General features: G+C 59.3%; 14 protein-coding genes. 11 read left to right on the top strand and 3 right to left on the bottom strand.

Annotated elements, in window-relative coordinates; all coding sequences use genetic code 11:
- The first annotated feature begins 42 nt into the window (after positions 1-42).
- Entirely contained in the window at positions 43-798 is a 756-nt protein-coding gene (locus G6N80_RS21990; protein ID WP_165136842.1) for a hypothetical protein, read from the top strand.
- 70 nt (positions 799-868) lie between these two features.
- Here G6N80_RS21990 and G6N80_RS23590 read toward each other — a convergent pair whose 3' ends face one another.
- On the bottom strand, positions 869-1,555 hold the full coding sequence (locus G6N80_RS23590) for a calcium-binding protein (RefSeq protein ID WP_425503936.1): 687 nt from the start codon (positions 1,553-1,555) through the stop codon (positions 869-871).
- A 629-nt stretch (positions 1,556-2,184) separates the two neighbouring features.
- On the opposite strand from G6N80_RS23590, the gene G6N80_RS21980 reads away from it, so the two are divergent.
- From G6N80_RS21980 to G6N80_RS21970, 3 genes are read left to right on the top strand one after another with little or no spacing between them, the layout of a single operon-like run.
- Positions 2,185-3,768 carry an AMP-binding protein gene (locus tag G6N80_RS21980; RefSeq protein ID WP_165136839.1) on the top strand — a complete coding sequence of 528 codons (1,584 nt, stop codon included), beginning with the start codon at positions 2,185-2,187 and terminating at the stop codon, positions 3,766-3,768.
- A gap of 10 nt (positions 3,769-3,778) precedes the next feature.
- Complete coding sequence (locus tag G6N80_RS21975) at positions 3,779-4,030, top strand: acyl carrier protein (protein WP_162249528.1); 252 nt, start codon at positions 3,779-3,781, stop codon at positions 4,028-4,030.
- Positions 4,027-5,031, top strand: a complete 1,005-nt coding sequence (locus G6N80_RS21970) for a hypothetical protein (protein WP_165136836.1) — start codon at positions 4,027-4,029, stop codon at positions 5,029-5,031. Before G6N80_RS21975 ends, G6N80_RS21970 begins: the two co-directional genes overlap by 4 nt.
- Positions 5,032-5,038: 7 nt before the next feature.
- On the opposite strand, the gene G6N80_RS21965 is transcribed toward G6N80_RS21970, so the two are convergent.
- Positions 5,039-5,341: an alkylphosphonate utilization protein gene (locus G6N80_RS21965; protein ID WP_165136834.1), complete on the bottom strand. Its 303-nt coding sequence runs from the start codon at positions 5,339-5,341 to the stop codon at positions 5,039-5,041.
- 128 nt (positions 5,342-5,469) lie between these two features.
- A complete protein-coding gene (locus G6N80_RS21960; protein WP_062552929.1) occupies positions 5,470-5,820 on the bottom strand; it encodes an HNH endonuclease signature motif containing protein in 351 nt (116 codons plus the stop codon).
- Positions 5,821-5,931: 111 nt separating this feature from the next.
- Here G6N80_RS21960 and G6N80_RS21955 point away from each other — a divergent pair, with 111 nt between their 5' ends.
- The 7 genes from G6N80_RS21955 (at position 5,932) to G6N80_RS21925 (ending at position 12,679) form a co-directional block, all read left to right on the top strand.
- The gene (locus tag G6N80_RS21955; RefSeq protein ID WP_165136831.1) at positions 5,932-6,189 is read left to right on the top strand and encodes an AbrB/MazE/SpoVT family DNA-binding domain-containing protein; all 258 of its coding nucleotides are present in this window, start codon (positions 5,932-5,934) and stop codon (positions 6,187-6,189) included.
- A complete protein-coding gene (locus tag G6N80_RS21950; RefSeq protein ID WP_165136828.1) occupies positions 6,189-6,521 on the top strand; it encodes a type II toxin-antitoxin system PemK/MazF family toxin in 333 nt (110 codons plus the stop codon). The genes G6N80_RS21955 and G6N80_RS21950 overlap by 1 nt, the downstream gene beginning before the upstream one ends.
- A 92-nt stretch (positions 6,522-6,613) precedes the next feature.
- The gene (locus G6N80_RS21945; protein ID WP_062552928.1) at positions 6,614-7,900 is read left to right on the top strand and encodes an MFS transporter; all 1,287 of its coding nucleotides are present in this window, start codon (positions 6,614-6,616) and stop codon (positions 7,898-7,900) included.
- Between the two features lie 102 nt (positions 7,901-8,002).
- Complete coding sequence (locus G6N80_RS21940; protein ID WP_165136825.1) at positions 8,003-9,523, top strand: ABC transporter substrate-binding protein; 1,521 nt, start codon at positions 8,003-8,005, stop codon at positions 9,521-9,523.
- Between the two features lie 5 nt (positions 9,524-9,528).
- Complete coding sequence (locus tag G6N80_RS21935; protein ID WP_246718941.1) at positions 9,529-10,455, top strand: ABC transporter permease; 927 nt, start codon at positions 9,529-9,531, stop codon at positions 10,453-10,455.
- Complete coding sequence (locus G6N80_RS21930) at positions 10,452-11,285, top strand: ABC transporter permease (protein ID WP_165136819.1); 834 nt, start codon at positions 10,452-10,454, stop codon at positions 11,283-11,285. The genes G6N80_RS21935 and G6N80_RS21930 overlap by 4 nt, the downstream gene beginning before the upstream one ends.
- Positions 11,282-12,679 carry an ABC transporter ATP-binding protein gene (locus G6N80_RS21925; protein ID WP_165136816.1) on the top strand — a complete coding sequence of 466 codons (1,398 nt, stop codon included), beginning with the start codon at positions 11,282-11,284 and terminating at the stop codon, positions 12,677-12,679. The genes G6N80_RS21930 and G6N80_RS21925 overlap by 4 nt, the downstream gene beginning before the upstream one ends.
- Positions 12,680-12,703: the final 24 nt, after the last annotated feature.

Genomic DNA, 12,703 nt, shown 5'->3' with positions numbered 1-12,703 from the left:
CATGGAGACTATCCTTCCGGCATATTAGGAAGGAGAGTTTTGATGACTTCAGTAGCATCAACTTCATATTATGCTTCACTCTCATACCGCGCCAATACAGCCTCATCGAACAGAGCCCCTGAAAGCGCGTATGACGCCTTGTACAGCAATCAGCAGCGTGAAACGAAACCGGAGGTCAAGATTGCGGTCGACGCGTCAGGTTCTGGAGTTCCAATCGACACCACACCTTCAACGGCAACAACCAATTTTCAGGGAAAACTATTTGGGATTTCGTCCATTTGGAGCGTAAGCGATCTGCAAGAAATAAAGCCTGATTGGGAAAATCCGGAAGGTCTTTCTCAGCAAATGCTCAAAGGCTTTGAGGAAGGTCTTAATCATCGATATACCCACATGCCGGAGCCGCCAGACCCGTCGCAATGGGGTGGAACAAGACCCTATGCAGAGATCGTCGTGAAGGGCAAGGTCGTTGCCACGATTGACAATCAGGGAATTGCTGTTTCGAAAGATCCTGCCTGGAGCGAGCGTTACAGGGATGTCATGGGCAGTTTGAATGGCACTGTTGGCCCGGATCTGGCTGAAAGAACGGCAAAAGCCATCGCCAAGGCTCTCGGCGGTCGTGTCGTCAAACAGGAGACGGCATTAACACAGGCTCAATTCGAAGCACTTCCGCAACCGGAAATACCAAGGCCATGGATTGACTATGACGCCATGTATGCGGATCCAGAATACGCCCAGCTTCAGGAGATGAAGCAAAAGCGACAAGACTATCTTGAGCAAATGCAAATCGGCGATGCCTAGAAAGTTGATTTGCTGAAAAAATCGAGGAGAGCTGATGTCTCCTCGATCTCTGTTTTTTCAAATTGGTTGTTTAAGCTGCCAGTAGGCCTGTCAAATCATATGCTGGACCAGCGCCACTTGAGGTAGCCACCACTTCGACAACGTAGTGGCTCCCGAGGAAGAAGTTTTCAATCACTACAGAGCTGTTGAGGATATTATCAACTGCGTCTGCGTTAGAGAAAATTACGAGGTCATTGCCGATCCTATTCAGACCGAGGTCGTTAGCCGCGTAGCTAACGTATAAGACGTCTTCCGTGTCAAAAGCTCCATCTGTCCGAGCAGCTCCCGTATTCGTCACGCCGTCGTTTATGCGGTCGAAGCCTTGTCCGTTAAAGTAGTAATGGTCATTCCCTGATCCGCCCCACATCCGATCATCGCCAGCTTCGCCTCTAATGGTATCGGCACCTTGATCACCATAAAAAATGTCATTGCCAGTGCCACCCCAGAGCTGATCGTTTCCAGCTCCGCCTATGAAGACATCATTTCCAGCGCCACCATACATGATGTCGTTGCCGCCATCTCCCGCAAGCGTATCGGTGCCCGCTTCACCGTACAATGTATCATCGTCCGCTCCGCCATTGAGGGAATCGTTTCCATCGCCTCCATAGAGGATATCGACCCCGTTTCCGCCATCGAGCAGGTCATTACCGTTGTAACCATAGTGTGTGTCATTGCCCTCACCACCATAGAGGCCGTCATTATAGACGCTTCCGTGAATGGTATCGTTGCCGCCTAGTCCGTTGACAGTGAGCCATGCCTGATCAGCTGGCCAAATCGAAGGGGGGCATACGAATAGGCTCGATAATCCAGGGTGTTGTTGTTGTTATCTCCACTGAAACTTGGCATTCTATTCTCCTTGGTGACCGGCGAACCATTTCGCCGGTTTCGAGCGGGCGTGGCAGGTGTGCTGTCCAGGCTTTGACCTGCTGCGCCCGAAGTCTTGCTGCTGCTTTCAAGCAGCGACATCTTTGCGACCTTTGGGTCGGCAAATCGGCGAGCTCATCATAATGTTGAATGCAACCGACATACAATCGATTTTGAGGTGTCTCTACAATTTAAGAGGGTATTCATTTGGTTGATTTGGATTTTCGCCTAAGAAGGCGCCGCCCTTTCCGTGGCCAGCCAGGTGGCAAACCAGATCGGCCGGGCGCTGGTGCGCGGCATTCTGGGCAGCTTGAAGCGGTGAGGGTTTCGTCAAAGTTGTATTAACCACACTCGCTGAACACGCATTCGTCATCCCGCGATCCGTATCGCGGGTGGATCCGGCAAACGTGATGTTTAGGGAATCTCGCTAGAACGCTGCTCACAACTTCATGGCAACCAAGGCTCTGGGCGGAGGCGGATCTGGTGGTGGACTTCAATAGTGCGAGCGGTTTCTTCCGGTCCACCGTGGCGCATGCGGACCGGTTATTCTATTCGGATGCCACCCGCAATGTGAGTTATGGCGAGATGGGGGAGGCGGTCCGCCGCTTCGCGGGCCATTTCTCTCGGAGCGAACGCCCGAAGCGGATCGGTATACTCGCAACCCGCAGTTTTGAAGCCTATGCGGGCATTCTGGCCGCTGGCTTTGCCGGTGCCGCCTATGTGCCCATCAATCTCAAATGGCCGGAAAGCCGCATTGTCACGCTTCTCGGCCTCATGGAGCTCGATGCGCTGGTCGCCGATGTCAACGGCGCGTCTCTGTTAACGCCGGATGTGCTGGCTGCTGCGCCCGATTGCATCGTGATTGCCGATGCCGCGAAGAAGCCCGCGCCCTCCCGCTCGGGCCAGCATATCGTGCATGTATCGGAGGTCGAGGCTGAACCTCTTTCCCAGCCGCTACCCGTGGAAGCCGACGATATCGCCTATATCATCTTCACATCCGGCACGACGGGTCTGCCCAAGGGTGTGATGATCTCTGCCGGATCGCTGGCGAATTATCTTGCTGAAAGCCGTAGCTGGACGGCGCTGACGCCGGACGATCGCCTTGCCGAAACCTGTGACGTCACCTTCGACCTGACGGTGCACAACCTTTTTCTTTGCGTGGAGGCGGGTGCCTCGCTCCATATTCTCTCTTCGCTGGAAATGATGGCGCCGGGGCGCTTCGTGCGGGCGCGGGAGATCACCGTCTGGATGTCGGTGCCAACGCTGATTGCCATGATGCGGCGCAATGGCTCCCTGAAGCCCGGCATCTTTCCGAGCCTTCGCCTCTCCATCTTCTGCGGTGAACCTTTGCCGGTGGCCGCGGCTGAAGCCTGGGCGGCAGCAACGCCCAATGGCGTGGTGGAAAACATCTACGGCCCGACGGAAGGCACCGTCATCTGCATGCGCCAGCGGCTGACAACCCCGCCCGCGGAAACAAAGGGGCGCGGCATTCTGGCCATCGGCAAACCCTATGACAGCATGGAAATCGCGATCCTCGATAGCGAGCAACAGGTGCTACCGGATGGCGTTCCGGGTGAAATTGCTCTGTCCGGCCCGCAATTGGCAATCGGTTATCTGGGCGCACCGGAACAGACGGCGGATCGCTTCCGCACTATTCGTGGCAAGCGCTGGTATCTGACGGGTGATCTGGGCATGCGGGATAAGACCGGCACCTATCATCATCTCGGTCGTACCGATAACCAGGTGAAGCTCAAGGGCAACCGCATTGAGCTGGAAGAGGTGGAGGCGCATCTGCGAACGGCCGCCGAAACGGATGTGGTGGCGGTTGTCGCCTGGCCGGTGGTGGATGGCTCGGCGCAGGGGCTGGTGGGCTTCTGCTGTAGTGACAAAGCCGCAAGCGAGATCGAGGCGGCGATGCTGCAATCCTTGCCGCGCTACATGGTGCCATCAGAGATCCGCATCCAGAACAGCTTGCCGGTCAATATCAACGGGAAAGTCGACCGGCGCGCCCTGTTCCAGCAGTTGGAAGAGGCAATAAAGGCAGCAAGATCCGATGCAGCCGAATGAAGGAAAAGACATGAACGAGACGCCAAACGCATCCATTCGGGCAATGGTGATGAACCTTCTCAGCGAGCGGGGTATCGCCGAAATCACCGGCACTGAGCCCCTGTTTTCGTCGGGACTTCTGGATTCCGTGGCGGCGACGGAGGTTCTTCTGGCGCTGGAAACCGATTTCGGCGTCGATCTGTCGGATGAGGATTTCGACATCACCCAGATCGACACGCTGGCAAGCCTCGAACACTTCGTGGGCTCCCGGACGCCTGCATGAAGCTTCGCCCAATCGATCCGTCCCAGGCTTCTGCTGCTGCCGCGCTGCTTTCAGCCGGTTTCCCCTCTCTGTCTCATTCGGAATGGGCGGAGACGGTGCAAAAACTGCTGAACTACGCAGCAGGCCGGAGCGATGGCGTGATTGGCCAGATTGCGGAGTTGAAAGGGCAGGATATCGGCATCTGCCTCATGATCCCGAGCGCGCCCGAGGCGTCGGACGGGAAAGTTCGCAAGCGCATCAATGTCGCTGCTTTCTATCTGGCTCCCGGCCATGAATGGAGAACGACGCTCTTCATGCGGCGTCTCCTGACCGAGACGGATGTCGAATACACCGATCTGACGGCCTCTGCCTCGATGCGCGATATCAATCGACGTATCGGCTTTGTCGATCACTCCGAGGGCATGATCATCGTCGCAACGCCCATGGTCTCCATGCAGCCTGCAGCATCCGGCATTCGCCTGCTCTCGCTGAAAGAGGCAGAAGCGGAAGCTGTTGCGCTGTCTGATAACGATTGGCAGGTTTTGCACGATCATCAGGCGCTGGGTTGCGCCGCCTTTGTGGTGGTGGCGGAGCAGGGCAGGGCGCATCCGCTCATCCTGGCACCCAGTTCACGGAAAGGAATTCCGGGCATGCGGGTACTGCTGGCGCGGGATCGCGCTCTGTTGCGGTCGGTTCTTGGGCCTCTTGGCCGTTCCATGGTCCTGGGCGGCAAGACCTATATCGAGTTTGATGGAGCCGAGGCGGATATGCCTGCGGGCGCTCTGTTCCGACCGTCTGCCGCGCCCGTCCAGTCGACCCGCCATGAGGCGGGAACGGCGATAGATCACACCTATTCCGAATTCGCCTTCATACCGCCAACGCGACTGCGGGCGGCGGTTCGCATCTACGAACATCGCATTCGCACCGAGGCGCACAGCCTGTCGCTGCAGGCCACCAGTGCCGCTATCTCCCACCCCGCCACCGGCTTTGCGCTCAAGGTGGCGGAGATTTCGGGTCTTTGAAAGCCGGTTACCGCTTGCGAACAAATTCCGTCCGCAGCACGAGACCCTTGATCGCATCGTAACGGCAGTCGATTTCTTCCGGGTTGTCCGTCAAGCGGATGGAGCGAATAACAGTGCCTTGCTTCAGGGTCTGTCCGGCGCCCTTGACCTTGAGGTCCTTGACCAGCACGACGCTATCGCCATCCGCGAGAACATTGCCGGAGGCATCGCGTACTTCTGAAGCCTTCGCCGCTTCGGCTTTCAGTTCCGAAGCCGGACGCCAGTCGCCGGTCGCCTCGTCATACACATATTCATCGTCATCGGCGGCCATGGCGCTCATCCTTCATTGGTAAATCTGATGAGGGGCCTTAAGCCGCGGCAGACCTCGCTGTCAAAACCTCATCGGGGAATTGACAGGAAAAGCAGCCCGTTTCTGGCTTTTGTCAAATTGTAAGACACTCACCAGCGGTTCTGACCCTTTTCCTTGCGGCGATTGCTGCGGCGGGTTCCATCGAAGAATCCGGGTGGCTTCCTGGCGACCCACGCCGCGAATTTCGCCATTTCCGGGTGGGACAGCAGGGCTTCCGCACTGGCATAGGTAGTTTCAAGTTCGACTTCAGAAAACAGGGCATGGATCTGCCGGTGGCAGATGCGGTGCAAGGTCTGGGTAACCCGCCCGCCACGACTTTTCGGCACGAGGTGATGCTCGTCGCGCTGGTCTTCGGGAATGTCACGGCCGCAGATCGGGCAGATCACCTCCTGCGGCGGCTTGTACCATTCGGGAACCTTTTCCCTGTGCTTTCTGGCCATGGTCGATCCTGACTTCTTGCCGAATATATGGTTTCGGATGACAGGCCTTGCAACCGCCTTGGCATATCGCAGGCAATATGTTATATAAATATATAACTTGAGGAATAAGACATGTATACGACCAGTCTTCGTAAGGTGGGCGGCTCAATAATGCTGGCGGTGCCGCCTGCATTATTGGATACGCTCCATCTGACCTCCGGAGCGAAAGTAGGACTGTTGATTGAAGACGGGCGGTTGATTGTGGAACCCGCCGCGAAGCCAAACTATACGTTGGAAGAGCTTCTGGCGCAGTGTGATCCTGAAGCGGCTCCTCCTGCGGAAGACAGAGAATGGCTTGATGCCGAACCCGTGGGCAACGAGTTGCTCTGATGAACCGCGGCGACATCTTCATCGTCTCGCTTGACCCGACATCGGGTCATGAGCAGCAGGGCACGCGTCCCGTGCTGATCGTCTCTCCCGCAGCCTTCAATCGACTGACGCGCACACCGATCGTATTGCCGATCACCAGCGGCGGAAACTTTGCACGCGTCGCAGGCTTTACGGTGTCCTTGATGGGTGTCGGCACGCGCACCACCGGTGTCATTCGGTGTGATCAGCCGCGTGCGTTAGACATCGGTGCGCGTCATGGTCGGCGTGTCGAAGCCGTTCCGGATGCAATCATGGATGAAGTTCTGGCACGGCTTGGCACCCTTATAGGCTGACCCCATCGCACCAATTTCATTGACCTTGCGGCAGGTTCCGGCTCTACACCTTTCTGCCCCTTGTTCTAAGTGCTGAGGGGTGGAGACATGGCATGGATCAGCAATCCTCTCACCGAACAGCGCCTGAAGATGATGAGCCGACCGCTACCGGCTGGCGTCAGATTCTTGGTGCGCCTTACGGTCTGCGTCTGCTTGCCATTTCAGCCGGTATCGGCCTGCACGCCTTCAACGAGGTGGCGATTGCCCCGGTTCTGCCCATTGCACTGGAGGCGCTGGGCGGCATTGCCTTCCTGCCATTTGTCTATGCGGCCTTCTTTGCCTTTGTGATTGTCGGCGGGTTGTCAGCCTCGCCATTGCGGCGACGGTTCGGCGCGCGCCTGGCGCTCTCCGGGGCAGGGGTCATCTATCTGGTGGGAATCTTCATCCAGTTCACCGCCCTCAATGCGCCCATGCTGCTGGCGGGTCGTGTCGCGCAGGGGCTGGCCGATGGCTGGATTGTCGCTCTGTCCTATTCGCTGATTGCCGATCTCTTTCCGCCAAAACTTGTGCCACGCATCTTTGCCGTGGAGGCCGTGCTCTGGGCCGCAGCCGCCGTGCTGGGGCCGTTCGCGGGTGGGCTGACGGTAGAGCATGTGGGTTGGCGCGCAGCGCTGGCGGTCAGTGTTCCGGTTGTTGCCCTGTTCTTCATCGTCATGCCCTTTGCCCTGCCGAAGGAGAAACGCGCCGAGACGCCCGTGACGCCGCACAGGCTCATCCCGCCGCGCCTGTTCACCGTCTCGTCCACGGTCGGCTGCGGCAGCTGGCTGCTGTTTCTGATGATGAGCGCGCAAAGCGTCTCCACCGTATTCCTCGCCTATACGCTGCATCACCGGCTGGGGCTTGCTCCGGTCAAGGTCGGGCTGGTTCTCATCACGCTGTCGATGAGCTGGAGCGTGGCGGCCATACCCATCGGCGGGATCGACAATCTGGCCATGCGCCAGCGCATCATGCGCATTGGTCCGCTTTTGCAGATCTGTGGCGCGGCCCTCGTCTCGAGCGGGCTTTACACGCTCGTCCTGCCTTTGGTTCTCGTCGGTCAGGTGTTCAACGGCGTAGGCTTTGCCATGGCTTTTGCCAGTGCCAGCCATGCCGTCATCGAAGATGCGGATCCCGAACACCGCATGACGACAAGTGCCCTTCTGCCCTCGCTGGAAACCAGCGGCTTCGTCTTCGGCTCCAGCGTCATCGGCGGGCTGGCATCCCTGTTTGGCGCGCAGGCCCAGCTTTCGGCACAGACCCCGACATCTGCGATCTTCTATCTCTGGGGTGCGTCCGCCTGTCTTTCGGGACTGGCCTTCTTTGCGGCCAAGGGCGTGACGGTGAAGCTGCGCCAGGACTGACAGTCCGCAATCGCCATCCACATTTTCCCGGATTTCACCCCATGGACAACGCCTGATTTGCTGTTTATGAGCAATGTAATTGTATAACATTTATGGTGACTCATGTTCAGAAACCTCATGGCAGGCGTTGCTGTCAGTCTTCTCTTTGCAAATTCATCGGTCTTCGCGGCGGAAGATCGCGTGGTGGATGTGGTTGCGCCCTTCGAGATCACCGGTCTCGATCCGGCAAAATCCGGTGATGTTTTCCTGCGCATGGCGATTGTGGAAACGCTGGTCGAGGCGGATGCGCAGGGCAATCCTGTCCCCGCACTGGCCAGGCAGTGGACTGTTTCGGAAGACGGCAAGACGTGGACCTTCACGCTTCAGCCGAATGTCCGCTTCCATGATGGGTCCGCGCTGACGGCAGAAGCGGTTGCCTCCGCGCTCAACATTGCCCGCGCCAAGCCGGGTCTTCTCAGCAAGGCGCCGATTGAGGCCATCACGGCAGAAGGCGAGGCGGTGGTGAAGATCACGCTTTCGAAGCCTTTCGCGCCGCTTCTGGCTTTCCTCGCCGAAAGCCGTGCCCAGATCCTCGCGCCCGCATCCTATGCTGGCGCTGATGTCAAATCCATCATCGGCAGCGGCCCCTTCAAGCTGACAAAGCTGGAAGCACCGCAAAGCCTCGCGGTCGAGCGCTTCGATGGCTATTGGGGCGCAAAGCCTGAGATCGAGCAGGCCCGCTATCTGTCCGTCAGCCGCGCTGAAACCCGCGCCCTGATGGCCGAAAGCGGTGACGCGGATTATGTCTTCAACCTCGATCCGGCCAGCCGTACCCGCCTTGCCAAGAGCGACAAGGTGAAGCTGCTTTCGGTGTCCATTCCCCGCAGCGTGCTGATCAAGCTCAATGCCGGCCATGCTTTCCTGAGCGATGTGAAGGCGCGCGAGGCTTTGAGCCTTGCCATAGATCGTGAAGGTCTCGCCACCGCCATCCTGCGTTATCCCGCAGCGGCCACGCAGCTTTTCCCGCCAAGCCTTGGCATCTGGCATGATGCATCCCTTTCTCCGCTCAGCTACGATCCGGAAAAGGCTGAGGGCCTGCTCGCCAGCCTTGGGTGGAAAAAGGGCCCCGATGGCATTCTGGTCAAGGATGGCAAGCGTTTCGCGCTGACCCTCACCACCTATCCGGATCGCCCCGAACTGCCTCTGCTGGCGGCGGTCCTGCAGGAGCAGTGGAAAGAAATCGGCGTCGAGGTGACGATCAATTCGACCAATTCCAGCGAAATCCCCGCCAGGCACCAGAACGGCACGCTGGAACTGGGGCTGATGGCGCGCAACTTCGCCCTCGTGCCGGATCCGATCGGCACCATGCTCTCCGATTACGGCCCGACGGGTGGCGATTGGGGCGCGATGAACTGGACGAACGCAAGCTTCCAGCAGGCGCTCGACGGGCTGACGCGCATTGCCGATGCCAGCCAAGGCGAGACGCTTCGTCATCAGGCGGTTGCGGCGATCCAGGCAGACCTGCCGGTCATCCCCGTTGCCTGGTATCAGCAGACAGTTGCCGTCTCGCCAAAGCTGGAGAAGGCTGCCATCGATCCGTTCGAGCGCACCTTCGGTCTTGAAACCATGCGGTGGGGCAAGTGATGCGAATGATCCTAAACCGTCTGCTTCAGGCGGTTCTGGTTGCCTTCACGGTGGGGCTCCTGACCTTCATCATGATCCGGCTTCTGCCCGGCGATGTGGCGTATCGCATCGCCGCGGGGCGCTATGGCTATGATGTCGTGGATAGCGCGGCGGCAGCAAAAGTGGTTGCCGAACTGGATCTCGACAGACCTGCCATCGAGGCCTTCGGTCTGTGGCTCTATGATCTGGTGCGACTCGATCTCGGCACCTCGCTGGTCAGCGGGGAGCCGGTTTGGGATGAGCTTGTGATGCAGCTTGGCCATACGCTTCAACTGGCTGTCTCGGCCATTCTGCTATCGCTGTTGATCGGCCCGCCACTTGGCATTCTTGCCGGTCTCAATCGCGGCGGCTTTCTGGATCGCGGCCTGATGCTGGTATCGACTGCGTTGAGGGCTTTGCCGCAATTCGTGGTGGGTCTGGGGCTCATCGTCATCTTCGGGCTTATGCTCAACCTGTTGCCGACGGCTGGCCATGCCCATGGCAGCCATCTTGTCCTGCCAGCTTTCACGCTGGCGCTCGGGCTTGCGGCTGTGTCCGCTCAGGTGGCGCGGGATGCCATGGCAGAGGTGGCGCAATCGCAGTTCTACCGCTTTGCCCGTACCAAGGGCCTGCCGGAATGGCAGGTCTTTCGCCGCCATGGCCTGCGCAATGTGGCGGTGCCCATCGTCACCTATCTTGGTGTGCAGTTCATCTATCTGGTGGAAGGCGTCGTCGTGGTGGAAACCCTGTTTGCCTGGCCGGGCATTGGCCACGCGCTGGTGCATGCCATCTTCGGGCGCGATGTGCCTGTCATTCAGGGCGCCGCCCTGGTCATGGGCCTGATGTTCGTGGTTCTGAATGCGGCGGTCGACGGGTTTTGCTACATCATCGATCCGCGCCGGAGGGATGCATGAGCAGTCTCGTTTCCACGCAAACTCCCGCCTTGCGGTTCTCCCTGCGCAAGTCGCTTGGCCTCTTCATACTCGCAGGTCTCGTGGTCTTTGCTTGCTTGCCGTTGATCATTGGCGGCGCCGATCCGCTGAAGCAGAGCCTGCGGCTTTCGCTACAGCCGCCATCCTCTGCCGCATGGTTCGGTTACGATCATCTGGGCCGCTCCATGGCTGCACGGCTGGCTGCGGCCTTGCGTCTATCGCTGGGGCTGGCGCTGCTTTCGGTCGTCACGGCCATGGTGCCGGGCATCCTGCTTGGCGTTCTGGCAGCATGGCGCGGCGGCTTCATTGATCGAGCCATCGGTGCCGTGTCGGAATCGCTTCTGGCATTGCCCGGCCTTCTGCTTGTCCTGATGCTCACGGCCATCGTGCCGGATAATCCGGCCATGCTTTACCTTGGCATTTCGCTGGTGCTGTGGATCGAATATTTCCGCGTGACGAGGGCACTGGCACGTCCCATCCTCAATTCACCTGCGGTGGAAGCCTCGCGCCTTCTGGGCTTCGGTCCGCTCTATATTCTCAAGCGACATGTCTGGCCGGAAATCTCGGCTATCCTCCTGCGGCTCGGTGCATTCGGTGCTGCTTCCGCGATCATGGCCATTGCCGCACTTGGTTTCGTCAGCGTCGGCGTTCGTCCGCCCACGCCTGAACTCGGGCTCATGATGATCGAGCTTCTGCCTTACTATGAGGAAGCACCGCATGCGCTGCTGCAGCCCATCGCCGTGATTTTCCTGATGGTTCTGGCCCTGCAATTGCTGGCGGGCAGGCAAGATTCCGGAAAGGAAACGGCATGAGCACGCTGATGGAAGTGCGGGATGCAGCCGTCCATACGACAGAGGCACAGTTGGTACAGCCCTTTTCCTTTGCGCTGGAAGCGGGCCGTCCCTTCACCATTCTGGGCGAAACCGGATCAGGCAAAAGCCTGCTGGCGCAGGCGGTCATGGGGCTGCTGCCAGAGGGTTTGATGGCGTCCGGCCAGCTCAGCATCGAGGGTGAAACGCTCGATCTTGGCCGTCCCGGCAGCCAGAAGCGGCTCTGGGGGCGAAAGGTCAGCATCCTGCCGCAGGAGCCGTGGCTGGCGCTGGACCCTATCATGGCGGCGCAAGCGCAGGTGGAGGAAGGCTATCGTTTCCTGCGCAACGAAGAGAGTGATGTGGCCCGCAGGTCTGCCACGCGCGACCTTCAGCAACTGGGTGTCGCGGAGGCGAGGCGAAAGCTTCCGGGCCAATTGTCTGGCGGCATGGCGCAGCGCGTGGCCTTTGCCGCAGCCCGGGCGGGCGGTGCGCGCATCGTCATTGCTGATGAACCGACCAAGGGGCTGGATGTTACCCGCCGCGATGAGGTGATCGACCTTCTGATGCGGGAGGTGAGGGCAGGCGGATGCGTGCTGGTGATTACCCATGATCTGGCACTTGCCCGCCAGATGGGCGGCGATCTCGCCGTCATGCTGGAAGGCCGGATCGTGGAGCAGGGGGAGGCGCTGGAGGTTCTGGCGCATCCGGCGCATGACTATACCAGGCGTCTGATCGCCGCCGATCCTGAAAACTGGCAGACACTGGATGTCGAAACATCCAGCGCAGGCGCGCCGATTCTTGAGGCGAAAAGCATAGGCAAGACACGCGGCGGCAAGCAGCTGTTTTCCGGCGTCGATCTCACGATCCGTCCGGGTGAGATCATCGGGGTGACGGGACCGAGCGGGTCCGGCAAAAGCTCGCTGGGTGACATTCTCCTTGGCCTGCTGAAACCGGATGCGGGTCAGGTGCAGCGGGCAACCGGGATCTCGATCCATCGCTACCAGAAGCTCTATCAGGATCCACCAGCGGCCTTTCCGGCGCGGGCCACACTCAAGCAAAGCCTTGCCGATCTCGTGGCTCTGCATAGGCTGGAAGAGGTGCGCATCGCACCCCTGATGCAGCGTTTGCGGCTTGCAGAACATCTGCTGGATCGCCGGCCGGATCAGGTCTCCGGCGGAGAATTGCAGCGTTTCGCCCTGCTGCGGGTGTTGCTGCTCGATCCCGTTTTCCTGTTTGCCGATGAACCAACGTCGCGGCTCGATCTCATCACGCAGCAGGAAACCGTGGAGCTTCTGGTGGAACTGGCGCGTGAACGCGGCTGCGCTCTGCTGCTCGTCAGCCACGATACGGCGCTGATCGAAAAGACCTGCGACCGCACCATCTCGATCGGCTGATAAAGTCATGGCCGCCGAACGCGT

Origin of the sequence: Rhizobium rhizoryzae (genome assembly GCF_011046895.1) — a bacterium.
GTDB classification, from domain to species: Bacteria; Pseudomonadota; Alphaproteobacteria; order Rhizobiales; family Rhizobiaceae; genus Neorhizobium; species Neorhizobium rhizoryzae.
This window is presented reverse-complemented; position numbering and strand designations above follow the sequence as displayed.